Origin of the sequence: Brachybacterium avium, from assembly GCF_002216795.1 — a bacterium.
Taxonomy (GTDB): Bacteria; Actinomycetota; Actinomycetes; order Actinomycetales; family Dermabacteraceae; genus Brachybacterium; species Brachybacterium avium.
In genome coordinates this window covers 396806-421801 of record NZ_CP022316.1, presented here as the reverse complement: position 1 = coordinate 421801, position 24996 = coordinate 396806, and the positions used below count along the sequence as shown (strand labels likewise).

General features: G+C 70.6%; 21 protein-coding genes and 1 pseudogene. 18 read left to right on the top strand and 4 right to left on the bottom strand.

Features of this window, described 5'->3' with window-relative positions; genetic code table 11:
- The first annotated feature begins 35 nt into the window (after positions 1-35).
- From CFK39_RS01920 to CFK39_RS01895, 7 genes are read left to right on the top strand one after another with little or no spacing between them, the layout of a single operon-like run.
- Positions 36-932, top strand: coding sequence for a DUF58 domain-containing protein (locus CFK39_RS01920; protein WP_089064048.1), 897 nt, complete (start codon positions 36-38; stop codon positions 930-932).
- Complete coding sequence (locus tag CFK39_RS16605) at positions 919-1233, top strand: hypothetical protein (RefSeq protein WP_245822818.1); 315 nt, start codon at positions 919-921, stop codon at positions 1231-1233. Before CFK39_RS01920 ends, CFK39_RS16605 begins: the two co-directional genes overlap by 14 nt.
- Positions 1230-1430: a hypothetical protein gene (locus CFK39_RS16600; RefSeq protein ID WP_245822816.1), complete on the top strand. Its 201-nt coding sequence runs from the start codon at positions 1230-1232 to the stop codon at positions 1428-1430. Before CFK39_RS16605 ends, CFK39_RS16600 begins: the two co-directional genes overlap by 4 nt.
- Positions 1427-2443: a vWA domain-containing protein gene (locus tag CFK39_RS01910; protein ID WP_245822982.1), complete on the top strand. Its 1017-nt coding sequence runs from the start codon at positions 1427-1429 to the stop codon at positions 2441-2443. Before CFK39_RS16600 ends, CFK39_RS01910 begins: the two co-directional genes overlap by 4 nt.
- Complete coding sequence (locus CFK39_RS01905) at positions 2443-3438, top strand: vWA domain-containing protein (protein ID WP_089066243.1); 996 nt, start codon at positions 2443-2445, stop codon at positions 3436-3438. The genes CFK39_RS01910 and CFK39_RS01905 overlap by 1 nt, the downstream gene beginning before the upstream one ends.
- Positions 3435-4328, top strand: a complete 894-nt coding sequence (locus tag CFK39_RS01900; RefSeq protein ID WP_089064046.1) for a hypothetical protein — start codon at positions 3435-3437, stop codon at positions 4326-4328. The genes CFK39_RS01905 and CFK39_RS01900 overlap by 4 nt, the downstream gene beginning before the upstream one ends.
- 20 nt (positions 4329-4348) lie before the next feature.
- Complete coding sequence (locus CFK39_RS01895; protein WP_089066242.1) at positions 4349-5551, top strand: cysteine desulfurase family protein; 1203 nt, start codon at positions 4349-4351, stop codon at positions 5549-5551.
- A gap of 27 nt (positions 5552-5578) precedes the next feature.
- Here the strand turns inward: CFK39_RS01895 and CFK39_RS01890 are convergent, their stop codons facing one another.
- Positions 5579-6421 (bottom strand): phosphotransferase, encoded by an 843-nt coding sequence (locus tag CFK39_RS01890; protein ID WP_245822814.1) that lies wholly within the window; start codon positions 6419-6421, stop codon positions 5579-5581.
- A 137-nt stretch (positions 6422-6558) separates the two neighbouring features.
- On the opposite strand from CFK39_RS01890, the gene mnmA reads away from it, so the two are divergent.
- From mnmA to CFK39_RS01875, 3 genes are all read left to right on the top strand, one after another.
- Complete coding sequence (gene mnmA, locus CFK39_RS01885) at positions 6559-7674, top strand: tRNA 2-thiouridine(34) synthase MnmA (protein ID WP_089064045.1); 1116 nt, start codon at positions 6559-6561, stop codon at positions 7672-7674.
- Positions 7671-8795 (top strand): hypothetical protein, encoded by a 1125-nt coding sequence (locus CFK39_RS01880; RefSeq protein ID WP_089064044.1) that lies wholly within the window; start codon positions 7671-7673, stop codon positions 8793-8795. Before mnmA ends, CFK39_RS01880 begins: the two co-directional genes overlap by 4 nt.
- A gap of 63 nt (positions 8796-8858) precedes the next feature.
- The gene (locus CFK39_RS01875; protein ID WP_245822812.1) at positions 8859-11408 is read left to right on the top strand and encodes an NAD-dependent DNA ligase LigA; all 2550 of its coding nucleotides are present in this window, start codon (positions 8859-8861) and stop codon (positions 11406-11408) included.
- A 44-nt stretch (positions 11409-11452) separates the two neighbouring features.
- Here CFK39_RS01875 and CFK39_RS01870 read toward each other — a convergent pair.
- Together CFK39_RS01870 and CFK39_RS01865 are read right to left on the bottom strand one after the other, a co-directional pair.
- Positions 11453-13650: pseudogene (locus CFK39_RS01870) on the bottom strand (RecQ family ATP-dependent DNA helicase).
- A gap of 52 nt (positions 13651-13702) precedes the next feature.
- Positions 13703-13933: a hypothetical protein gene (locus tag CFK39_RS01865; protein WP_089064042.1), complete on the bottom strand. Its 231-nt coding sequence runs from the start codon at positions 13931-13933 to the stop codon at positions 13703-13705.
- An 87-nt stretch (positions 13934-14020) separates the two neighbouring features.
- Here CFK39_RS01865 and CFK39_RS01860 point away from each other — a divergent pair, with 87 nt between their 5' ends.
- The 4 genes from CFK39_RS01860 to gatB are packed head-to-tail and all read left to right on the top strand — an operon-like array spanning position 14021 to position 18179.
- Complete coding sequence (locus CFK39_RS01860; protein ID WP_089064041.1) at positions 14021-14836, top strand: GNAT family N-acetyltransferase; 816 nt, start codon at positions 14021-14023, stop codon at positions 14834-14836.
- A gap of 10 nt (positions 14837-14846) precedes the next feature.
- Positions 14847-15143 carry an Asp-tRNA(Asn)/Glu-tRNA(Gln) amidotransferase subunit GatC gene (gatC, locus tag CFK39_RS01855; RefSeq protein ID WP_089064040.1) on the top strand — a complete coding sequence of 99 codons (297 nt, stop codon included), beginning with the start codon at positions 14847-14849 and terminating at the stop codon, positions 15141-15143.
- Positions 15144-15147: 4 nt separating this feature from the next.
- Entirely contained in the window at positions 15148-16668 is a 1521-nt protein-coding gene (gene gatA, locus CFK39_RS01850; RefSeq protein ID WP_089064039.1) for an Asp-tRNA(Asn)/Glu-tRNA(Gln) amidotransferase subunit GatA, read from the top strand.
- On the top strand, positions 16668-18179 hold the full coding sequence (gene gatB, locus CFK39_RS01845; RefSeq protein WP_089064038.1) for an Asp-tRNA(Asn)/Glu-tRNA(Gln) amidotransferase subunit GatB: 1512 nt from the start codon (positions 16668-16670) through the stop codon (positions 18177-18179). Before gatA ends, gatB begins: the two co-directional genes overlap by 1 nt.
- A gap of 114 nt (positions 18180-18293) precedes the next feature.
- On the opposite strand, the gene CFK39_RS01840 is transcribed toward gatB, so the two are convergent.
- Entirely contained in the window at positions 18294-19124 is an 831-nt protein-coding gene (locus tag CFK39_RS01840; RefSeq protein WP_089064037.1) for a helix-turn-helix transcriptional regulator, read from the bottom strand.
- A gap of 131 nt (positions 19125-19255) precedes the next feature.
- Between CFK39_RS01840 and ilvD the strand changes: the two genes are divergently transcribed.
- The 4 genes from ilvD (at position 19256) to ilvC (ending at position 24878) form a co-directional block, all read left to right on the top strand.
- Complete coding sequence (ilvD, locus tag CFK39_RS01835) at positions 19256-21088, top strand: dihydroxy-acid dehydratase (protein WP_089064036.1); 1833 nt, start codon at positions 19256-19258, stop codon at positions 21086-21088.
- A gap of 321 nt (positions 21089-21409) precedes the next feature.
- Entirely contained in the window at positions 21410-23167 is a 1758-nt protein-coding gene (locus CFK39_RS01830; protein WP_089064035.1) for an acetolactate synthase large subunit, read from the top strand.
- A gap of 71 nt (positions 23168-23238) precedes the next feature.
- Positions 23239-23754 (top strand): acetolactate synthase small subunit, encoded by a 516-nt coding sequence (gene ilvN / locus CFK39_RS01825; protein WP_089066240.1) that lies wholly within the window; start codon positions 23239-23241, stop codon positions 23752-23754.
- 92 nt (positions 23755-23846) lie between these two features.
- Positions 23847-24878, top strand: coding sequence for a ketol-acid reductoisomerase (gene ilvC / locus CFK39_RS01820; RefSeq protein ID WP_089064034.1), 1032 nt, complete (start codon positions 23847-23849; stop codon positions 24876-24878).
- Positions 24879-24996 lie beyond the last annotated feature (118 nt).

Below are 24996 nucleotides of genomic sequence, written 5' to 3'. Positions count from 1 at the left end.
AGCAGGACGAGAAGGACGGAGCGCGACACCACCCCATGGCCACCTCGTTGCTGACCCGCGTCAAGGCACGGGTGGATCTGCACACCTCCAACCGGGCGCGCGGGCTCATCCAGGGTCGCGGACGCTCGCTGTTCAAGGGCAGCGGCGAGGACTTCGATGACCTGAAGTACTACCAGCCCGGGGACAAGATCTCCGACATCGACTGGAAGGCCACGGCCCGGTCCGGAGAACCGTTGATCCGGCAGTTCAACGAGGAGCGGGTGCGGCACCTGTCGGTCGTCGTGGACACCTCCTCGGCGATGGCTGCGACCGCTGCCGACGGCAGCTCCAAGCGCGACGCGATGATCCTGGCCGCCGGGATGGTCTGCTTCCTCGCGCAGAAGAACGGTGACCTCGTGGGCATGGTCGCGGGCCACGACGACCAGCCGATCCAGCTGCCGGCACGATCGAGCGACGGCCACCTCGAGCTGCTGCTGCGCACCGCCCAGCAGGCGACCACCACCGCGGCCGGGGAGGCGGACAGCGCCTGGCTGCTGGAGCGCGCCTTCCGGGTCACCGCCCGGCCCACGCTGATGACGATCATCACCGACGAGGCCCATCCGAGCGTCGAGGACTTCACGCTGCTGCGTCGGCTGACGACCCGGCATGACGTGATGGTGATCCGGATCGCCGACGCCGACCCGCTGCAGGGCTCCGCACTCGACCACGACGTGGTCGATGTGGACTCCCCGCGGGAGATCGCCTCCCTGGCGCGGACCTCGAAGCGCGTCGCGCATGATGTCGAGGCCTATCGGAACGCGCGCCGGCAGGGCATCGCGGAGATGCTGGACCGCCTGCACATCAGCCACATGCTCACCCAGGGGGAGACCACCGTCGTGGACGACATGATCGCCCTGCTGCGGTCGAGGGAGTATCGCAATGCTCGTTCCTGACCTGCTCGGCGCGGGGCTCGGACTGCTGGCGGATCCCGCACCGCCGGAGATCATCACCCCGCCCCAGTACTCGATCGCCTGGGTGATCCTGGCCGTGCTGTGCGTGCTGGTGATCATCACGCTGATCGTGAGCACCCTGAAGATCACCCGCGCCATCGAGAAGCGGATCGCCTATCGCCGCCGCCCCGATGACGTCGAGGCGCTCAAGGCGGAGTTCCTCCGCGCGGTCAACGACATCGCCGACCGCTATGAGGACGGGCAGCTGGGGGCCGGGACGGGCACCACGAGCTCACCGGGGTGATGCGTCGCTTCGTGCGTCGCACCACCGGCCACGACGTCACCAGCCAGGATCTGGCGACGCTGCTGGCCGATCCGCGCACCCGGTCCGTCGGTGAGCTGATCGGAGATCTGTACGAGCCCGACTTCGCGATGTCCTCTGATCACGACCTGCTCGAATCCGTGCGTCGGGCGAGGGAGGTGATCCGCACGTGGTCATGATCTTCTGGTGGGTCACGGGGCTGCTGCTGGTGGCCGCGCTCGCCGTCTGGGCGATCACGTTCTGGAACCGGCGGGCCATGCGCCGCTCCCCGGTGCTGGTGGCGAACTCCCGCTACATGGAGAGGATCCCGAGCTTCCTGCGGGCCCAGCGCACCGCGCGCGTGGTGCGGGTGCTCCAGGTGGGCGTGGTCGCGCTCGCGGTGATCGCAGCCTCGGTGCTGTCGGGCCGGATCGCCAGCGAGCGCATCCAGACCCCGGACTTCTCCTCCCGGGACATCGTGCTGTGCCTGGACATCTCCGGATCGATGTACGAGTACGACGCCGAGATCCTCGAGACCTTCGCGCAGCTGGTGGACACCTTCGACGGGGAGCGCGTCGCGCTGTCGATCTTCAACTCGACCAGTCGTCTCGTCTTCCCGCTGACCAACGACTACGACCTCATCCAGCGGGAGCTGGAGGCCGGCGCCGAGGCGATCGACTTCGACGAGTTCGAGTACCGCCTGGGCAATCGGGACTACTCCGAGGACAAGGTGCGCCAGTACGTGGAGTTCGTCGAGGGCACCCGTGGCATCCCGAACGAGGCCTCGGTCGTGCCCGACGGCCTCGCCTCCTGCGCACAGGTCTTCGATCGGGCGGACGAGGACCGTTCTAGATCGATCATCTTCGCGACCGACAACGAGGTCAACGGCGATCCGATCTTCTCGCTCCAGGAGGCGACCGAGCGGGTCGCCGAGCGGGAGATCGACCTGTACACCTTCTATCCCGGGGCCTTCGAGTGCGGGCCTCAATGCTTCGAGGAGCTCGAGACCGCCACCGAGGACCAGGACGGCGCGCTGTACGAGTCCTCCGATCCGGAGGCGATCCCCTCGATCATCAACGAGATCCAGAAGACGCAGGCCGAGGTGATGGGAGCGACCCCGACCGTGGTGAGGACGGACCATCCCGGGGTCGGCTTCGTGCTCACCTTCCTCAGCCTGCTGGGGATCCTGGTGCTGGGATGGAGGGCCCGCTGATGCATCTCGAGCTCCTGATGCCACTGTGGGCCCTGATCCCGCTGTTCACCGCGATGGTGACTCTGTCCGTGGTGCTGCTGGTGCGCCGTCCGCGTCAGCGGATCATGTGGGGGCGCCGGTTGCTGATGGTGCTGCTGCTGCTGGCGGTGGCGCTGCGGCCGGTCACCCCGATCGACGGCGAACAGACCGAGCGGATGAACGCCAACGTGTTCTTCGTCGTGGACCGCACCGGCTCGATGAACGCCGAGGACTACGCGGGTGATCAGCCGCGGCTCGACGGGGTGAAGGCGGACATGACGCGGATCATGGGGATGACAGAGGGGGCGCGCTACTCGATCATCGCCTTCGACTCCACCGCCACGAAGCAGCTGCCGCTGACCACCGATGCCGGGGCCGCGAAGGCCTGGATCGATACCCTCACCACCGAGCCCACCGCCTATTCGCAGGGCTCCAACATCGACCGTGCGCTGACGCCGCTGATGGTGGAGATCTCCGAGGCGAAGCGGGATGATCCCGACTCGAGCGTGCTGGTGTACTTCCTCGCCGACGGTGAGAACACCGACGGGAAGGACTCGGAGTCCTTCAGCGCGGCCGCGGGCTTCGTCGACGGCGGCGCGGTGCTCGGCTACGGCACTGCGGAGGGCGGGCCGATGAAGGCCGAGGGCGGCGACGACGACGGCGAGTACATCACCGGCCCCGGCGGCCAGAAGGGCATCTCGCGCATCGATCCGGAGCAGCTGGAGACCATCGCCGGGGAGCTCGGCGTCCCCTATCTCCACCGCGAGGATCCCGAGGCGCCGATCGAGGGCACCATGGAGGGGATCACGCTGCGCCCGGTCCCGAGCGAGTCGCGGCGCCGTGTGGCCAGCTATCAGGACTGGTACTGGATCGCGTCGATCCCGCTGGCCGCGCTGCTGATCTGGGAGCTGGGGGAGATGACCTACCGCCTCCCGCGCAAGCTCGACCGTTACGACATCTCAGGAGCGCAGAGATGAGCAGACCTCCGAGGCAGGACCCGAGCGGCAGCCCGAAGAACTTCGGGCTGAACGTGAAACGGCTGCGGCTGACCAGGATCATCACCCTGACGGTCCTCTCGCCGCTGATCCTGCTGCTGGCCCTGCTGGCGGTGCGCTTCGTCTCGATGCCGATCACCCAGGCGACGCACCTGCAGGCCTATGAGGGCGGGGACTATCCCGCCGCTGTGGAGCGCCTGGGCCCGGTGGAGTTCGCCAACTGGTTCGAGCCGTACCTGCCCCACCTGTCCAAGGGCACCGCCCTGCTGCAGCAGGGGCAGGACGCCGCCGCCGAGGAGGAGCTGCGGACCGCACTTCAGGAGTGGACCTCGCACAGCGACCTGAACTCCCCGCTGCATGCCCAGTGCAAGATCCTGAACAACCTCGCGATCTCCATCGAGCGCCAGGCGGATCTGCTCGAGGATCCGCAGCAGCGTGCCGACCGGCTCTTCGAGGCCGAGCAGCTGCTGGCCCCCTGCGCCGGCGGCGGCGGAGGCGGCGAGGGCGAGGGCGAGGGCCAGGGCGGCGGCTCCGGATCCGGCAACGAGGACTCCGAGACCACCGAGGACAACGGAGAGCGGGTCGAGGAGAAGCGTCGCGAGGCCGATGAGGAGGCCGGCAACGATCCCGACGCCCGCGGCGGCGAGGAAGGCGGCGAGGAAGAGGGCGGCACCCCCGGCCAGCAGGACCCCGGCGACCCCACCCGGGAGGATCCCGAGGATGACGGACCCGAGGAGGAGGCTCCCACCGACGGCGACTCGGAACAGGAGCAGAAGGACGACGAGCTCGAGCAGCGCAATCGCGATGCGCAGGGCGGTGACGGCGACGAGGATCCCGGTCAGACCAGCGACGACCCGGTCCAGCCGTGGTGAAGAGCGAGAGGGGGACCCCGATGACGACGGAGGACAGTGACGCGCGGGCATACCTCGACCACGCCGCGACCACGGTGCTGCGGCCGGCAGCGCTGGATGCCTTCCTCGAGGCCTCCACGGTGCGGGGGAACCCCTCGTCGGTGCACACCTCGGGCCGGCGCGCACGCGCCGTGCTCGACGAGGCCCTGGCACGGATCGCCGCCCTGCTGGACGTGCCGCGCAGCTGGGTGCTCATGACCTCAGGCGGCACCGAGGCGGACAACCTCGCCCTGCGCGCCGTCCCCCAGGGCCTGCGCGAGCGGGATCCCTCGCGCACCACCGTCGCGGTGGCCGCGACGGACCACCCCGCCGTGCTCGCCACCGCCCGCTCCCTGCCGACGGGCGCCTCGGCAGGGCCGGCCGGGTTCGAGGTGCGCGAGCTCGAGGTCGACGGCACCGGGGCACTGCACCGGCAGGGCATCGAGGACGCGCTGGCCGACCGCACGGTGGGCGTGGTCAGCGCCGCCCTGGTGAACAACGAGACCGGCGCCGTCCAGGACATCGCCGCGCTGGCCGCTCTCGCCCGCGAGCACGGCACCCTGGTGCACACCGATGCGGTGCAGGGCGCGGGACACGTGCCGCTGCCGCGCTGGGACGACGTGGACCTGATGTCGCTGTCCGGGCACAAGCTCGGCGCGCCGGTCGGGGTGGGGGCGCTGGTAGCGCGCCCCGAGGTGCCCTTCGCCGCGTTCAGCACCGGCGGGGGACAGCAGCGCGGGGTGCGCTCGGGGACGCTGGACGCCGCCCACGCCGCCGCCTTCGCCGCCGCGCTCGAGGAGGCGCTCGCCGAGCGCGAGGAGCAGTCCGCGCGGCTGCGCGGTCTGGCTGCGAAGCTCCGGACGGGGATCCGGGAGATCGATCCGGAGGCGCGCTTCACCCTCGCTGAGGGCACCCCGCAGTCCGCCCACATCGTGCACGCAGTCTTCCCCGGCGCAGACACGGACGCCCTCCTCTTCCTGCTCGATGAGCGCGGGATCGACTGCTCGGCCGGCTCCGCCTGCTCGGCCGGGGTGACCCAGGCCAGCTCGGTGCTCGCCGCGATGGGCGTGAGCGACCAGGACGCGCGCGGCGCGCTGCGACTGTCTCTGGGTTGGTCCAGCACCGAGCGTGACGTGGAGATCCTGCTGGCGGCGCTTCCCGAATCGCTCGCCCGAGCCCGCGCCGTCGGTGCGCTGAGAGGTTGAGAGGTTCCTCCAGGTGCCCGGGCTCGCTCAGCCGAGCAGGTGGGCGATCTGGCGCAGGCCCACCTGCTCGAAGGGCCCGTTCCCGACCTCGAATGCCCAGACGGCAGTGCCGATCGCCTCGGTCACCAGGGTGGGTCGCCACAGATCGGACTCGCGCGGATCGTGGCCGTACCCCCTCAGGAAGGCCTCCTCGAGACGGGGATCGCGGGTGAAGTCCTGACGGGCCAGCCGAGCGAAGTCTTCGACGCGAGGCCGTAGATCTGCGCGCCCGAAGTCGATCGCTCTGACCTCGCCGTGATCGATGAGCCAGTTGCGGGGCTGCCAGTCGCCATGGGTCGGCACCAGCATCACCTCGCCGTCCGAGCCCCAGCCATCGATCTCCTCACGCAATGCTGCGACCGCACCGTCGCTGATCCGGTGGGATCGCTCGAGCCATCCCCGTGCCCGGCACGCCAGGCGGGAGTGCCAGTCCCCGACGGTCTCGGCGTGCTGGGCGTGGAAGCGGGCCAGCAGCTCCCCGGCCTGGCGGTAGGTATCCGGAGAGTCCTGCGCGGCGTGCCCTTCGACCAGTGTGCCGGGGAGGAACTCGGTCACCAGGAGCTTCGCCCCCTCCTCGGCGTGGAGCAGGCGCGGGGCGTGCCCGGTGCGGGTCCAGGGCTCGAGCCATTCCCGGTGGGCGCGCAGCTCACGTCGGAGGTGGTGATCGGCGGGACCGCCGGCCTTGACGATGACAGCGCCGTGCGTGGGCGTCTCGAGCTGGAGCACGGTGGTCTGCACCAGCGGCCAGCTGTGGTCCTCCACCAGCTCGGCGCCCGGCAGCCACCGGGCCAGCAGAGCCTGCTGGCGCTCGGTCAGTGCGGTCATCCCCATGGCAGGACCGTATCGGCAACGCCGCGATCCGGCGCGGTCCCCGCCTTCGTCACCGGGGCGAACATCACGTTCCCCACCCCTCGGCTCTGCGGCCGCGCTCCGTACACTGGATGGCCGGACGAGGAAAGGCGGACGGGGTGAAGGTGCTGGCAGCGATGAGCGGCGGAGTAGATTCCGCGGTCGCGGCGGCGCGCGCCGCCGAAGCCGGCCACGAGGTGGTCGGGGTGCACATGGCGCTGTCGAAGAACCGCGATCAGACCCGCACCGGGTCCCGCGGCTGCTGCACCGTCGAGGATGCCTCCGATGCTCGCCGCGCTGCCGAGAAGATCGGCATCCCGTACTACGTCTGGGACCTCTCGGACGACTTCCACGACCTGGTCGTGAAGGACTTCCTGTCCGAGTACGCCGCCGGGCGCACCCCGAACCCCTGCGTGCGCTGCAACGAGCGGATCAAGTTCGCCTCTCTGCTCGAACGCGCCACGGTGCTGGGCTTCGATGCCGTGTGCACCGGCCACTACGCCTCGATCCGCGCCGACGGCCCCAGCGGCGCCCCCTCCCTGCACCGCTCGCGGAACATGGCCAAGGACCAGTCCTACGTGCTGGCCGTGATGGGCCCGGACGCCGTCGGCCGTTCGCTGTTCCCGCTGGGTGAGTACGAGACCAAGGAGGAGGTGCGCGCCGAGGCGCGCGCCCGCGGCCTCGGCGTCTCCACCAAGCCCGACAGCTACGACATCTGCTTCGTCGCCGACGGCGACACCCGCGGCTTCCTCGAGAGCCATCTCGGAGAGTCGCCCGGCGAGGTGCTCGATGACGACGGGAACGTGCTCGGCACCCATCGCGGGACCCACGGGTTCACCATCGGCCAGCGCAAGGGCCTGGGGATCCAGCGGCCCGCCCCCGACGGCGCCCCCCGCTACGTCGTCGACATCGACCCCGCCTCCCGGCAGGTGGTCATCGGCGCCGCCGAGCTGCTGTCCACCCGCGAGCTGCGCGCCACCGAGGTGATCTCCTTCGAACCGCTCGAGGTGGGCCGGCAGGTGCACGCCCAGATCCGTGCCCACGGCGAGGCCATTCCCGCCCGGATCCTCGAGGTCCCCACCACCAGCGCTGCGCCCGCAGATCCCGCGACCGCCGACGGCAGCCTGCGGGTGGAGGTCAGCACCCCGCTCCGCGGGGTCGCCCCCGGCCAGACGCTCGTCCTCTACGACGCCGACCGGGTCCTCGCCGCCGCCACCCTGGAGCGTCGTTCATGAAGCCCCTGGTCACCCTCACCGGCGATGGCACCTTCCGGGCCCCCACCCCCGAGGAGTCCCTGCGCCTGGATCTGCCCGAGGACCCGCACCTGGCAGCCCTGATGCGGGTGCGCGCCCTGCTGGGCGATGATCTCGAGGAGCAGATCGCCACGCGGCTCTACCTGCCCTCCGCCCTGGGCCTGGACGAGACCGACCATCTGCTGCCGGCGACCCTCGCACTGCTCGCCGACACCACCGGCGACCTGGTCAGCTACGGCTGGCGACTGGGCACCGGCACCGGACGCGCCTGGCGGCACGCCCGGGAGCTGCGCGAGCGGATGCTCGATGCCGCGCGGATCGCCCTGCTGGGCTACCAGGGCCCGCTGATGACCACCGCGCTGGGTCCGGCCACTCTCGCCGGGGCGACCTTTCTGCAGTCGGGGGAGCGGACGCTGGGCGATCCCGGCGCGGTCCGCGACCTGCCGATGCTGCTGGCCGAGGGCCTCGTCGAGCATCTCGGCGTGATGGCCGAACGGGTGCCCGGCGCACACCAGCACGTGCTGCTGCGCGAGGACGCCTTGGCGGCGGTCCACGAGGGCCGGATCCCCACCCCGTCCGGGCGGCGCCGCTACGACCCGGTCCCCGCCCCCGAGGTGGGGATGCTGTGGCGCATCCTGATGGTCGCGCTGGAGGAGTACGGGCTGGGCCCCGATGCGGTCACCGTCGGCGTCGGCGCCGATCTGCGCCTGCTGCGCGCGGCCCGCGACGCCGGCATCCGTCGCATGGCGATCGCCCCGCGCCGCCTGCCGCCGCTGTCCACCGACACCGGCCGTGCCCTGTGGGAGGGCATCGCCGAGGCCTGCGACAGCGGCGCCGTGATCGAGCTGGTCGTGGATCCGCGCCCCGGCGGGAACCTCGGGCCCGAGCTGGAGATGATGCTGGAGACCTGGCGCCGGCTCGGCCACTCCGACGCCGACGCCGCCGGGGTCGCGGTGATCGCCCACACGGGCGCCTCCCACGACCTCCAGTCCGGTCGCGTCGACCCCTCCGCACAGCCGCAGAACTCGACCTTGCTGGACGAGTCGGCGCTGGAGGCTCTGCTGCGGATCGCGCCCGCGTGGGCGGAGCGTCTGGCGCCCTGAGCCGCCATCCACACCCGGGCCTTGAGGTGGGCAGCCCCGGCTCCTGTGCGCGACAATGTTCCGGTGACCACGAATGAGCAGGAACCCCGTGCCTCCGACCACAGTGCGCAGCAGCGCATCGCCGAGCTCACCGCGCAGATCGAGCAGGCCCGCGCCGACTACTACGAGCACGATGCGCCCACCATGGCCGATGCCGAGTACGACGCGCTGGAGAAGGAGCTGCGCGCCCTCGAGGAGGATCATCCCCAGCTCGCGGCCGAGGACTCTCCCACCCGCACCGTCGGCGGAGCAGCCGCGGCGGGCCTGCCCACGATCGACCACGCGGAGCGGATGCAGAGCTTGGACAACGTCTTCTCGCTGGAGGAGCTGCGTGAGTGGTGCGCCCATGCCGCCGCCGAGCTCGGCGGGTCGGTGCGGTTCCTCACCGAGCTGAAGATCGACGGGCTTGCGATCAACCTCCGCTACGAGCACGGCGAGCTCATCACCGCAGCGACCCGCGGCGACGGCCGGACCGGTGAGGACGTGACCGTCAACGCCCTGCGTCTGGAGGGGATCCCGCAGCGACTCACCGGCACCGGGCATCCTGCTCTGGTCGAGGTGCGCGGCGAGGTGTTCATGCCGACCGCGGACTTCGAGCGCCTCAACGGGTTCCAGGTGGAGCTGCGCGAGCGCGCCGTCGCCGAATCGCGCACCCGCTGGGAGTCACGGCAGGCGACGGGGCGCCGGGCCTTCGACGAGCAGCGCGAGCAGCTCGCCGCGACGCGCCGCTTCCCCACCTTCGCCAACCCCCGCAACACGGCCGCCGGCGGTCTGCGGCAGCAGCTGGAGAAGAAGGAGGGGCTCGAACGCGAAGCGGGGGAGGCGCGCCTGGCCGCGCTGCGCCTGACGGTGCACGGCCTGGGGGCCTGGCCGGACCCGCCCGTGGACTCCCAGAGCGAGATGTACGAGCTGCTGGCCTCCTGGGGCCTGCCCATCAGCGACCACTTCGCCGTCGTCGACACGATCGACGAGGTGGCGGCCTATGTCGAGCACCACGGCGAGCACCGACACGACCTCGAGCACGAGATCGACGGGATCGTGGTCAAGGTCGACTCCTTCGCCCAGCAGCGAGCACTGGGCTCCACCTCCCGCGCCCCGCGCTGGGCGACCGCGGTGAAGTTCCCTCCGGAGGAGGTCACCACCAAGCTCCTGGACATCCAGGTGCAGGTGGGGCGCACCGGCCGCGTCACTCCGTTCGGCATCATGGAGCCGGTCACCGTCGCCGGCTCCACGGTCGAGAAGGCGACGCTGCACAACCAGTTCGACGTGGAGCGCAAGGGAGTGCTGATCGGCGACACGATCGTGCTGCGCAAGGCCGGTGACGTGATCCCCGAGATCCTCGCCCCGGTCGAGTCGCTGCGCGACGGCAGCGAGCGTCCGTTCGTGATGCCGACGCACTGCCCGGCCTGCGGCACCGAGATCCGCCCCGAGAAGGAAGGCGACAAGGACTGGCGCTGCCCGAATCAGCGGGACTGCCCCGCCCAGGTCACCGGGCGGGTCGAGCATGCCGGTTCCCGCGGCGCCTTCGACATCGAATCGCTCGGCGAGGAGAGCGCGATCGCGCTGACCGATCCTGACAAGCGCCGCGGCGAGGCGCTCGCCGCGCTCGCCGCCGGCCACAGCATCCACCTGCCGATCCGCGACCTCGCCGAGACGCAGCTCGAGCAGTTCGCGGTCGTCAGGAACGGAGAGCTCACCACCGGCAACGACGGTGTCCCGCTGCTGCGGATCACCGAGGCGGAGGATCCGTTGCTGCCTGCCGAGCAGGCGGGGGTGATCACCACGGGCGCGGACCTCTTCGACCTCACTCCCGAGGCGCTGCGGGAGGTGGCCGTCTGGCAGCCCGAACGGCGCGACGGCGAGCCGACGGGGGACTGGCGGATCCAGCCCGCGTTCTGGTCCCGTCCGCAGTTCCGCCACTACAAGCGCGAGAGCGCCTGGAAGCCGGTGAGGGAGCCGGTGGTCCTGAAATCCACCGAGGTGCTGATGACCGAGCTCGAGAAGGCGAAGGAGCAGCCGCTCTGGCGGGTGCTGGTGGCCCTCTCGATCCGCCACGTCGGCCCGTCGGCGGCCCGTTCGCTCGCGACGGCCTACGGCTCGATGGACGCGATCCGTGCGGCGAGCATCGAGCAGCTTGCCGACACCGACGGGGTCGGCGAGATCATCGCCGAGGCCGTCGTGGAGTGGTTCGCGGTGGACTGGCATCGCGAGCTGGTCGACGGCTGGGCCCGCTCAGGGGTGCGGATGGCCGACGAGGTCGCCGAAGGCTTCGTGAAGACCCTCGACGGGCTCACCGTGGTGGTCACCGGCGGGCTGGAGGGGTTCACCCGAGACGGCGCCAAGGAGGCGATCATCACCCGCGGAGGCAAGGCCTCGGGCTCGGTCTCGAAGAAGACCGATTTCGTGGTGGTCGGTGAGAACTCCGGGTCGAAGGAGACCAAGGCCCGCGACCTGGGCCTGCGGATCCTCGACGAGGCCGGGTTCGTGGCCCTGCTCGAGGGCGGCGCCGAGGCGGTCGCGCTCGCGCCGGAGGAGCAGCCCGACCCGGACGAGCGGGAGCCGGCGGGCGACTGATGCGCCGGCAGTGACCGTGGCGCGGCGCCCGTCCGGGCCCGGCCTCAGGCCTCCAGCGCCAGGGAGAGCGGCAGCACCGGCCCGGCCCCCGCTCGTCGCAGAGCGGCCGCCGCGACCGTCATGGTCCACCGCGAGGAGATGGTGTCGTCCACCAGCAGCAGCGGGGCGCCGTCGAGCTGCGCGAGCGCCTGCCGGAGCTCCTCGGTGACCATGAAGCGGTCCCACAGGTCCGCCAGGCGGAAAGCGCTGTTGCCGCCCGCCCGCAGAGGAGCGGCCTGCGGTGCCAGCGCGAGCCGGCCGAGGTCGGTGAGCCGGCCCACGGAGGCGATCCCGGCGGCGAGGGAGCTCACCAGCTGCGGCCGGGTCATCGAGGGGATCGCGACGACCGCCTCGGGGCGCCGCTGCCAGTCCCAGGCGGCGAGCACCTCGATGATGCGGCGTCCGAGCACCTCCGGGACCTCGGAGTCGATCGGCCGGCCCTGCTCGTCGGTGCGCAGCACCTGCCGCAGCACCGCCGCCCAGCCGAGGTCCGAGGTGCGGGCCAGCGCCCGGCCCTCCTCGGCCCGCAGCGCGGCCGGGATGTTCCCGCGCGGGACCTTCCCGTCCTCCCCGAGCACCCCCAGCCGATCCAGGCCCTGCGGCCACTGAGCCCGCGGTGCCACCGGCACGCCCACCCGGTCCAGCACCGCCGAGACCTGCTGCGAGGCGGTATCGGGCTCGCCCGAGCCCTGCTCCGCTCCGGGCGCGGGATACCAGGGGCCGGCGCACACGTCGCAGCGACCGCAGGGCGTCGCGGTGACGTCATCGAGCTGCTGGGCCAGGAACATCATCCGGCACTGCTGCGGATCCCCGGGCTGCAGCCGTTCGTACTCGAGCATCGCCTGCTGCTCCTGACGGCGTGCCCGGGCGACGTTCTCATACCGCTGGCCGTCGTAGGCCCAGGGCGCCCCGGTCGCGATCCAGCCGCCCTTGACGTTCTGCACCGCGCCGTCGACCGCGAGCACCTTCAGCAGCAGCTCGAGCGCGGTGCGGCGCACATCCACCCGGGCCTCCAGCGCCGGGGTGGACAGCGGCTGGCCCGCGGACGCCAGCGCGCCCAGCACGGCGCTCGCACTCTCCTGCGAGGGCATCGATGCGGTCGCGAAGTACTCCCAGATCGCGCGGTCCTCCCGGCCCGGCAGCAGCAGCACCTCCGCGGTGTCGGTGGCACGACCGGCGCGCCCCACCTGCTGGTAGTAGGCCACCGGTGAGCTCGGCGCCCCCAGATGGACCACGAACCCCAGATCCGGTTTGTCGAAGCCCATGCCCAGCGCGCTGGTCGCAGCCAGCGCCTTGACCTGGTTGTTCTTCAGCGCCTGTTCGAGCTCGGCCCGCTCCTCCGGGTCGGTGCGCCCGGTGTAGGCGCGCACGCGGCGCCCCGGCCGATCCAGCAGGGCGGCGAGATCCTCAGCGGCGGAGACGGTGAGGGTGTAGATGATGCCCGAGCCCGGCAGCTCGTCCAGATGCTCCACCAGATAGGCCAGGCGCGCCCGGTCGTCGGGCAGCGAGAGGCAGCCCAGCCGCAGTGAGTCACGGGTCAGGGCACCGCGCAGGGTGAGCACGGGCGAGGCTCCCTCGTCCTGGACCTCCAGCTGCTCGGCGACGTCCTGCACCACCCGGGTGTTCGCCGTCGCGGTGGTCGCCAGCACCGGCACCTCGGGACCGAGCTCGGAGACCAGGTCCCGCAACCGGCGGTAGTCGGGGCGGAAGTCGTGACCCCAGTCCGAGATGCAATGCGCCTCGTCGATCACCAGCAGACCGCAGCGCTGCACCAGGCGCGGCAGCTGCTCCTGGCGGAATCGAGGGTTGACCAGGCGCTCGGGGAGACCAGCAGCACGTCGATCTCATCGGCCTCCAGCGACTGCTCGATCGCGGCCCATTCTGTGGGGTTCGCCGAGCTGATCGCCTCGGCCCGCACCCCGGCGCGCCGGGCGGCCGCCACCTGATCGCGCATCAGCGCGATCAGCGGGGAGATGATCAGGGCCGGTCCCGAACCGCGGCGACGCTGCAGCAGGGCGGCCAGGAAGTACACCGCCGACTTCCCCCAGCCGGTGCGCTGGACCACCAGCACGCGCCGGCGCTGCTCGACCAGCGCCGCGATCGCCTCGAACTGGCCGTCGTGGAAGGTGGCATCGGTGCGGTCGGTCAGGGCGCGGAGCGCTGCGAGCGCCTCGTCCCTCAGAGCGGGGGAGGTGGAGTCCATGCCCCCAGTGTGGCAAGTCGGCCCGACATCCGGGCCCGGGCACGCTGCCGGGTCAGGACGGCGAGGCCTCCCCGTCCGCGGCGCGGGAGGACTCCTCGGCCTCGAGGCGACGCAGCCGCTCCGAGGTGGACTCGTCGTCGCGCAGCGGATCCTCCTTGGTGGCCAGCGCCCGGCGCATCCGCGCCTCGAGCTCCTCCGCCTCCCGGAGTGCGGGGTCCTCCGACTGCTGCTCCCCGTCCTGCGGGTCGTGGGCGTGATAGTCGATGTTCGGGTCGACGGACATGTCGAGGTCCCTTCGTGGTCGATGAAGACGTCGAGTCTAGCGAAGCCGACCGGCGGGGACCGCCAGCGGCTCGGTAGGCTCACCCGGGTGAACCGACGCACCCGCCGACCGTCCCCGTCCCTGCGCCCATTGACCGGCACCCGCCTCGTGGAGGCGCTGATCGCCGGGTGGCAGCCGTTGCAGCGCCTCGACACCGAGGGATTCGCGCTGCTGCGCTCCCGCGGTATCACCCGTCGGGCCCACAGCATCATCGCGCTCGAGCCGCCGGCTGCCCCAGCGGAGCTGGCCGCCGCCCTGGCACGGGTGGAGTCGCTGGTCGCGATGGCGGGGGAGTCACCCACCCACCGCATCATCGACGGGGTCACCCCGCTCGCGCTGCAGTCACTGCTCGCCGAGCGCGGTGACGAGGCGATCGGAGCCAGCGAGATCCTCGAGCTGCCGCTGACCGGGACCCTGCCGCGCCCCCATCCGTCAGCGGAGATCTCCACCGGCGCCCTGGACGAGGACTGGTTCGAAGCGGCCTGGCGCCTGGCCCCGCGCGAGGGCACGGAGGCCCGCGAGACGATGCACGACATCCTCGCCGGCTCGCCCGCGATCCAGGTCCGCCTGCCCGCAGGGGAGGAGACGGCCGCCGTCGGCCGCGCCGCCCTGGTCACCAGGGGCAAGGAGACCCTCGTGGTCCTGAACATGATCGCGGTCGATCCGACGCAGCGCCGACGGGGCCTCGGCCGGGCGCTGTCCACCACCCTGCTCGCGCTCGCCGCCGTCCAGGGCGCGCACCGCGCCCTGCTCGAGGTCGAGGTCGAGAACACCCCTGCGCGCACCCTCTATCGGAGCCTCGGCTTCCGCCGCATCGGCGGCTACCACTACCGGGTGCACGCCGCGCCCGGTTCACCGGCCTAGAATGACTCCCATGCCTTCGATCGGACGAGATGACGTCGCACGCCTCGCCGACCTCGCACGGATCCAGCTCACCGATGAGGAGATCGACCGCTTCGCCGGCGAGTTCGACTCCATCATGGACGCTGTCGCCTCCGTCTCCGAGGTCGCCTCCGAGGATGTTCCCGCGACGTCCCACCCCATTGCCATGACCAACGTCTTCCGTGAGGACGTCGTCGAGAACACACTGACCCAGGAGCAGGCGCTCGCCGGCGCTCCTGAGGCGCAGGACGGCCGCTTCGCCGTCCCGCAGATCCTCGGGGAGGAGTGACCTGATGAACGACGCACCGCAGAACGACATCATCCGCACCAGCGCCGCCGCCCAGGCCGCCGCGCTGCGTGCCGGTGAGACCTCCTCCGAGGAGCTCACCCGAGCCCACCTGGACCGCATCGCCGCCATCGACGGCGACCTCAATGCCTTCCTCCACGTGAACACCGATGAAGCGCTCAGCGCCGCCCGGGAGGTCGACTCCCGCCGCGCAGCCGGGGAGGAGCTGCCCCCGCTCGCCGGCGTGCCCATCGCCGTCAAGGACGTCGTGGTCACCGAGGGCCAACCCACCACCGCGGGCTCGAAGATGCTCGAGGGATGGATCCCGCCCTACGACGCGACCCTGGTCACGAAGCTGCGAGCTGCCGGGCTTCCCCTGCTCGGCAAGACCAACATGGACGAGTTCGCGATGGGCTCCTCGACCGAGTCCAGCGCCTACGGCCCCACCCGCAACCCCTGGGACCGCGACCGGATCCCCGGCGGCTCGGGCGGCGGCTCCGCCGCCGCCGTCGGCTCCTACGAGGCCCCGCTCGCGATCGGCACCGACACCGGTGGCTCGATCCGCCAGCCCGGCGCCGTCACCGGCACCGTCGGCGTGAAGCCCACCTACGGGTCTGTCTCCCGCTACGGACTGATCGCCATGGCCAGCTCGCTGGATCAGGCAGGCCCCGTCACCCGCACCGTCGAGGACTCCGCGATGCTGCACGAACTCATCGCCGGCCACGACCCGCACGACTCGACCTCCCTCACCGACCCCGTCGGCGCCTTCACCCAGGCCGCCCGGGCCCGGGACGTCAAGGGTCTGCGCGTGGGCGTCATCGAGGAGCTCGAGGGCGAGGGCTTCGCCCCCGAGGTCCGCGCCCGCTTCACCGAGTCGCTCGCCCAGCTCGAGCGCGCCGGTGCCGAGATCGTGCGGGTCTCCTGCCCGAACTTCACCTACGCGCTGGGTGCCTACTACCTGATCATGCCCTCGGAGGCCTCGAGCAACCTCGCGAAGTTCGATGGCATGCGCTTCGGACTGCGGGTGGTCCCCGAGGACCACTCCACTGCGGAGAACGTCATGAAGGCCACCCGCGGGGCGGGCTTCGGCGACGAGGTCAAGCGCCGCATCCTGCTGGGCACCTACGCCCTCTCGGCCGGCTACTTCGACGCCTACTACGGCAGCGCCCAGAAGGTCCGCACCCTGGTGCAGCGCGACTTCACCGCCGCCTTCGAACAGGTCGACGTGCTCGCCTCGCCGACCGCGCCGACCGTCGCCTTCCGTCTCGGCGAACAGGTCGACGATCCCACCGCGATGTACATGAACGACATCGCGACCATCCCCGCCAACCTCGCGGGAGTGCCGGGCATCTCCCTGCCGAGCGGTCTCGCCGAGGATGGTCTGCCCGCCGGTATCCAGTTCCTCGCGCCGGCCCGGGCCGACGAGCGGCTCTACCGGGTCGGCGGTGCCCTGGAGGCACTGCTCGAGGACGCCTGGGGCGGACCGCTGCTGGCGAAGGCCCCCGAACTCACCGGAGGAGCGCACTGATGACTGCCACGGATATCGACCTCGTCGACTTTGACGACGCGATCGACCGCTACGACCCCGTCCTCGGCATCGAGGTCCATGTCGAGCTGGGCACCGCCACCAAGATGTTCGACGGCGCGCCGAACATCTTCGCCGCTGAGCCCAACACGGCCATCACCCCCACCTCGCTGGGCCTGCCCGGCGCGCTGCCGGTGGTGAACCACCGGGCCGTCGAGTACGCGATCCGGATCGGGCTCGCGCTGAACTGCTCGATCGCAGAGTCCTGCCGGTTCTCGCGCAAGCAGTACTTCTACCCGGACCTCACCAAGAACTTCCAGACCTCTCAGTACGACGAGCCCATCGCCTACGAGGGTTGGGTCGACGTCGAGCTCGACGACGGTGAGATCATCCGGGTCGAGATCGAACGCGCTCACATGGAGGAGGACGCCGGCAAGAACACCCACGTCGGCGGCGCCACCGGGCGCATCCACGGGGCCACCCACTCCCAGGTCGACTACAACCGCGCCGGCGTGCCGCTGGTCGAGATCGTCACCAAGCCGATCCCGAACACCGAGGGCCGGGCCCCCGAGGTCGCCGCGGCGTATGTGCGCACCCTGCGCGACATCTTCCGGGCGCTGGACGTCTCCGAGGCGAAGATGGAGCGCGGCAATGTCCGCGCCGACATCAACGTCTCCCTCCGCGAGAACGCTCAGTCACCGCTGGGCACCCGCACCGAGACCAAGAACGTGAACTCGTTCCGCTCGATCGAGCGCACGGTGCGCTACGAGATCTCCCGTCAGGCGGGCGTGCTCGACGCCGGGCAGAAGATCGTCCAGGAGACCCGCCATTTCCATGAGGACACCGGCGGCACCTCCTCGGGCCGCCCGAAGTCCGACGCGGAGGACTACCGCTACTTCCCCGAACCCGATCTGGTGCCCGTGGCCCCGAGCCGCGAGTGGGTCGAGCAGATCCGCGAGACGCTGCCGGAGCTGCCGGCCGCCCGTCGCCGCCGTCTGCGAGGCGAATGGGGATTCACCGATCTCGAGATGCGGGACGTCATCAACGCCGACGCCCTCGACCTCATCGAGGCCACCGTCGCCGCCGGTGCGAGCGCCCAGAGCGCCCGCAAGTGGTGGATGGGCGAGCTGGCTCGCATCGCGAAGGACCGCGAGAGCGACATCACGGCACTGGAGATCACCCCGGCCCAGGTCGCCGAGCTGCAGGGCCTGGTGGACGGCAAGCAGATCAACGACAAGATCGCCAAGCAGGTCCTCACCAAGGTGCTCGACGGCCAGGGCGACCCGGCCGCGATCGTCGAGGCCGAGGGTCTGGCAGTGGTCTCCGATGACTCGGTGCTCACCGACGCCGTCGATCAGGCGATCGCCGACAACCCTGATGTGGTCGCGAAGATCCAGGGCGGCAAGGTCCAGGCCATCGGGGCGCTGATCGGCCCGATCATGAAGGCCACCCGTGGCCAGGCCGACGCCGGCCGCGTGCGCGAGATCATCATGGACAAGCTCGGCGTGAGCTGAGTCCGGGCGGAGAGCGCACAGCGTCACCGGAGCGCAGGAGCGCCTGGCGCAGCCCCATGAGGCTGCCCCGGGCGCTCCTGTCGTCTCCGCTCCGCTGCGCCGCCCTCCGCCGAGCTAGCTCTCCAGGAGCTGTCCTGCTGCAGCGCGGGTGTCGCTCTCGGGAAGCGGGAGGTAGGAGACGACGTGCAGGTCAGGAGCGTCCTGCGGCACGATGTTGACCTGTTCGAACACGAGCTCGCCCACGAGCGGGTGCTGGAACTCGCGGCGCCGTGACGCGAAGCGTTCCACCTCATGGGCGTCCCAGGCGCGGGAGAACTCCTCGCTCTCGGCGCGCAGATGCCCCACCAGGCGCACATGCTGCGGCCCGCCGGCGCGGCCACCGGCCTCGGAACGGTACTCGGCCAGGAACTGCCTGCTGGTGCGCTCCCAGTCCGGGAGCATCGAGCGCACCCACGGGTCGGTGAAGATGAACTGCAGCAGGTTCCGCTGGGTCGCCTCCGCCTCCCGGACCGCGGGGAACAGCCCCTCGTAGGCGCGGTTCCAGGCGGCGATGTCCCAGTGCGGCGTGAGCGCGAAGGCCGGGGCGGGGTCGAGGGCGTCGAGCAGATGCTGCACGTGCGCGGGGACCGGCGCGGGCTCGGCGAGCACCGGGCGCGGGGGAGGGGTGAACCCCGCCAGGCCCAGCGCGTAGTCGTGCTCCGGCTCGGTCAGACGCAGGTTCACGGCGATCGCGTCGATCACCTGGCGCGAGGGATTGATGTCCCGGCCCTGCTCGAGCCAGGTGTACCAGGTGACGCTCACCCCGGAGAGGAAGGCGATCTCCTCCCGACGCAGGCCCTTGGTGCGCGTGCGACCGACCGGGGGCAGGTCGTAGTCGGCCCGCAGGGCTTCGTTGCGGCGTCGGCGCAGGAAGGTGCCGAGCTCGGTGCGGGGTCCGTCGGTCATGGCGCCTCTCGGTCGGGGTCTCAGCAGGTCGCGGGCGTGGGCCAGCGGGTCCCGGCGTGAAAACTATCAGTTCCACCACTAGTAGTGACGGCGTCTTGGTGCCGAGGTGCGGAAGGTGGTCAGATATCCGTATGGTCCAGCTCCGCTCCCGCACCTCCACCCATGGCCGCAATATGGCAGGCGCTCGTGCCCTCTGGCGCGCCACCGGTATGAAGAGCGGCGACTTCGGGAAGCCGATCATCGCGATCGCGAACTCCTACACCCAGTTCGTGCCCGGCCACGTCCACCTCAAGAACATGGGCGACCTGGTCGCCGGGGCGATCGCGGAGGCCGGCGGGGTCTCCAAGGAGTTCAACACCATCGCCGTGGACGACGGCATCGCGATGGGCCACGGCGGGATGCTCTACTCGCTGCCCAGCCGCGACATCATCGCCGACTCCATCGAGTACATGGTCAACGCCCACACCGCGGACGCGCTGGTGTGCATCTCCAACTGCGACAAGATCACCCCCGGCCACATGATGGCCGCGATGCGCCTGAACATCCCCGTCGTCTTCGTCTCCGGCGGCCCCTCCGAGTCCGGCAAGCCGATCGAGGGCGTCACCGAGCACCGCATCGACCTGGTCGACGCGATGGCGCTGTCCGCCGACGACTCGATCACCGATGCGCAGCTCGCCGAGGTCGAGGAGAACGCCTGCCCCACCTGCGGCTCCTGCTCGGGCATGTTCACCGCGAACTCGATGAACTGCCTCACCGAGGTGCTCGGCCTGTCCCTGCCCGGCAACGGCACCACGCTGGCCACCCACGCCTTCCGCAAGGAGCTCTTCCTCGAGGCCGGCCGGAAGATCGTCGAGCTCGCCAAGCGCTACTACGAGGACGAGGACGAATCGGTGCTGCCCCGCTCGATCGCCACCAGGGCCGCGTTCGGCAACGCCATGGCGATGGACGTCGCGATGGGCGGATCGACCAACACCATCCTGCACATCCTCGCCGTCGCGATCGAGGGCGGGGTCGACTTCACCCTGGACGACATCGACCGCATCTCACGCCTGGTGCCCACCCTGTCCAAGGTCGCCCCCAACGGCACCGCGCACGTCGAGGACGTCCACCGCGCGGGCGGCATCCCCGCGATCCTCGGCGAGCTGGACCGCGCCGGCCTGCTGGACCACACCATCCACACCGTGCACTCCCCGGACCTCTCCAGCTGGCTCGCCGAGTGGGACATCCGCGGCGGCACGGCCTCGAAGAAGGCCGAGGCGCTGTTCCACGCCGCCCCCGGAGGGGTGCGCACCACGCAGGCCTTCTCCACCACGAACACCTGGGACGAGCTGGACACCGACGGCGAGGAGGGCGTGGTCCGCTCCGTCCCGCACGCCTACACCAAGGACGGCGGGCTCGCCGTGCTGAAGGGCAACCTGGCCCGGGACGGCGCCGTCTTCAAGACCGCGGGCATCACCGAGGACCTCTTCCACTTCGAGGGCACCGCAGTGGTCTGCGACTCCCAGGAGGAGGCGGTCCAGAAGATCCTCGACAAGACGGTGAAGGCCGGCGACGTCGTGGTGATCCGCTACGAGGGGCCGCAGGGCGGCCCCGGCATGCAGGAGATGCTCTACCCGACCTCCTTCCTCAAAGGACGGGGGCTGGGCAAGACCTGCGCCCTGATCACCGACGGCCGCTTCTCCGGCGGCACCAGCGGGGTCTCCCTCGGGCACATCTCCCCGGAGGCCGCCGAGGGCGGGCTGATCGGCCTCATCGAGGACGGCGACAGGATCATCATCGATGTCGACAAGCGCCTGCTCGAGCTCGACGTGGCCGAGGACGAGCTGTCGCGCCGCCGAGAGCTGAAGGGCCCGCTGCCCTGGCGCCCCGAGCATCGCGAGCGCCAGGTCTCCCAGGCTCTGAAGGTGTACGCGCACCTGGTGCGCTCCGCCACCTACGGCGCCACCCGTCGGCCGCTGGACTGACGGTGATCGCCGACCCGCACCGCCGCGTCCGTCCCTCCCCGGGGCCGGGCGCAGCGGTGCGCGCGCACGCCGCGAAGTCCGCATGCTGGACTCGGCGGGCGTTCCCGCTCCCGCAGGCTATGGTGAGCTCATGCACACGACGATTCTCGTAGTTACAGAGCGCGGCTGACGCCCGTTCGTTTCACGAGCACGTCACCCGCGCCCCTCCCCAGCCCCAGGCGGAGGGGCTTTTTCGTGTCCCGGCCGGGCCACGATCACGGGGGACGGGGATGTGTGCGGTTCACCGCTGAAGCCACCGCCCGAGACGACGAAGGAGTTCCGATGACCGGACAGCAGATGACTGGCGCGCAGGCGCTGGTCGAGTCCCTCAAGCAGGCCGGGGCAGAGGTCGTCTTCGGCCTTCCCGGCGGTGCGATCCTGCCCACCTACGATCCGCTGATGGATGCGGAGGGCCTGCGGCACGTGCTGGTCCGCCACGAGCAGGGTGCTGGGCATGCAGCCAGCGGCTACGCCCACGCGACCGGGAAGGTCGGCGTGTGCCTGGCCACCTCCGGGCCCGGCGCGACCAACCTCATCACCGCCATCGCGGACGCCCAGATGGATTCGATCCCGATGGTCGCGATCACCGGCCAGGTCGGGTCGGCCTTCATCGGCACCGACGCCTTCCAGGAGGCGGACATCGTCGGCATGACGATGCCGATCACCAAGCACAACTTCCTGGTCAAGAACGCCGACGACATCCCCCTGGTGATCAAGCAGGCCTTCCACATCGCCTCGACCGGCCGGCCGGGCGTCGTGCTGGTGGACGTCACCAAGGACGCCCAGCAGGCGATGACCGATTTCTCGTGGCCCGACGGTCTGGGACTGCCCGGCTACCGACCGGCCCCCCGCCCGCACAGCAAACAGATCCGCGAGGCGGTCTCGATGCTGCTGGAGGCCAAGCGCCCCGTCTTCCTGCTCGGCGGCGGCGTGCTGCGCGGCCGGGCCACCGAAGAGATCGGTGAGCTGATCGAGGTCTCCGGCGTGCCCTTCGTGACCACCCTGATGGCACGCGGTGCACTGCCCGACTCGCACCCCAGCCATCTGGGGATGCCGGGCATGCACGGCACGGTCGCCGCGGTCTCCGCGCTGCAGCGCTCGGACCTGATCGTCAACATCGGGGCACGCTTCGACGATCGCGTGACCGGGGTCCTGGAGTCCTTCGCCCCCTCGGCGAAGATCGTCCATGCGGACATCGACCCGGCGGAGATCTCGAAGAACCGCACCGCGGATGTCCCGATCGTGGGTGAGGCTGCCGAGGTCGCCCGGGCGCTGACCGCCGAGCTGCGGGAACGCCTCGCCACAGCGGACCCCCGCGACTACGAGGCCTGGTGGAACACCCTGAAGATGCTGCGGGACAACTACCCGCTGGGCTGGACCGAGACCGAGGACGGCTTCACCGCGCCGCAGAAGGTGATCTCCCGGATCGGTGCCATCTCCGGCCCGGAGACGATCTTCGCAGCCGGCGTGGGACAGCACCAGATGTGGTCCGCCCAGTTCATCAAGTACGAGAACCCGTACACCTGGCTGAACTCCGGGGGCCTGGGCACCATGGGCTATTCGGTGCCGGCGGCGATGGGTGCGAAGGTCGGCCGGCCCGACAAGGTGGTGTGGTCCATCGACGGTGACGGCTGCTTCCAGATGACCAACCAGGAGCTCGCGACCTGCGTCATCAACGACATCCCGATCAAGGTCGCGATCATCAACAACTCCAGCCTCGGCATGGTGCGGCAGTGGCAGAACCTGTTCTACGACCAGCGCTACTCCAACACCGAGCTGAACACCGGGCACGGCTCCCGGCGAGTCCCCGACTTCGTCAAGCTGGCCGAGGCCTATGGCTGTGCCGGACTGCGCTGCGAGCGCGATGAGGACATCGACGCCACCATCACCCAGGCGATGGAGATCAACGACCGACCCGTGGTCGTGGACTTCACCGTCAGCGCCGACGCGATGGTCTGGCCGATGGTGCCGTCCGGCGTCTCCAACGACGAGATCCAGATCGCGCAGGGCATGAGCCCCGAGTGGGAGAGGGACATCTGATCATGAGCACGAATACGACGAACCAGAGCACGACGCAGGCCTCATCGACGGTGAGCACCACGGACTACGTGATGACCCCCGGCAGCCAGACCCTCTCGGTCCTGGTGGAGAACAAGCCCGGTGCGCTCACCCGCGTCACCGCGCTGTTCTCCCGCCGCGGGTACAACATCGCCTCGCTCGCGGTCGGGCCGACCGAGCACCCGGAGATCTCCCGCATCACGGTGGTCGTCGACGTCGAGCAGCACCGCCTCGAGCAGATCACCAAACAGCTGAACAAGCTCGTCAACGTGCTCAAGATCGTGCAGCTCGATGCGCGTTCCACCGTGCAGCGCGAGCTCATCCTCATCAAGGTCACCGCCGACAACGCGACCCGGACCTCGGTGCTGGAGATCGTGCAGATGTTCCGGGCCAAGGTCGTCGACGCGGCCGCCGATTCGGTGACCATCGAGGCCACCGGCACCCAGGACAAGCTCTCCGCCCTGCTGGGGATGCTCGAGTCCTTCGGCATCCGCGAGATCGTGAAGTCCGGCGAGGTCGCCATCGGTCGGGGCGGACGCGCGATCACCGACCGCAGCCTGCTGGGCTGAATCTCCCTAGTCGAGACGCCCTCTCACAACGTAAGACACTCGGGGATAGGATCGACCTGTCGCCCGCACCCCACAACGAAGGAGCACACATCGTGGCTGAGATCTTCTACGACGACAATGCCGACCTGTCCATCATCCAGGGCAAGAAGGTCGCCGTCGTCGGCTTCGGCTCCCAGGGACACGCCCACGCGCTGAACCTGCGCGACAGCGGCGTCGAGGTCCGGGTCGGACTGCGCGAGGGCTCGAAGTCCGCCGCCAAGGCCCAGGAGGAGGGCCTGGTCGTCGGCACCGTGGCCGAGGTCGCCGAGTGGGCGGATCTCATCATGATCCTCACCCCCGACCAGGACCAGCGGAAGGTCTACGCCGAGTCCATCCAGCCGCACCTGGCCGAGGGCAAGGCGCTCGCCTTCGCCCACGGCTTCAACATCCGCTTCGGCTACATCGAGGTCCCCGCGGGTGTGGACGTGCTGCTGATCGCCCCGAAGGCCCCCGGCCACACCGTGCGCCGCGAGTACGTCGCCGGCCGTGGCATCCCGGACATCGTCGCCGTCGAGCAGGACGCCAGCGGTGCCGCCTGGGAGCTCGCGCTCTCCTACGCCAAGGGCATCGGCGGCACCCGCGCCGGCGTCATCAAGACCACCTTCACCGAGGAGACCGAGACCGACCTGTTCGGTGAGCAGGCCGTGCTCTGCGGCGGCATGAGCCACCTGGTCCAGGCCGGCTTCGAGACCCTCGCCGAAGCGGGCTACCAGCCCGAGATCGCGTACTTCGAGGTGCTCCACGAGCTCAAGCTGATCGTCGACCTCATGTTCGAGGGCGGCATCGCCAAGCAGCGCTGGTCGATCTCCGACACCGCCGAGTACGGCGACTACGTCTCCGGCCCGCGCATCGTGGACGCCGAGACCAAGAAGGCCATGAAGGAGGTCCTCGCGGACATCCAGAGCGGTGCCTTCGCCAAGCGCTTCATCGATGATCAGGATGCCGGCGCCCCCGAGTTCAAGGAGCTGCGCGAGACCGAGGCGAAGCACCAGATCGAGGTCGTGGGCAGGGACCTGCGCAAGATGTTCTCCTGGAGCGCCCAGGCGATCGACTCGGACTACGTCGAGGGCAGCGCCGCGCGCTGAGCGACGCCTCTCCCACAGCGGCGGGTGCACCTGGACGTGGTGCACCCGCCGTCGTGCGTCTCGCATCCTGACTGTGCGGACCGCATGGCGGACAGCGGTCTAGGCTGTCCCCGTACCC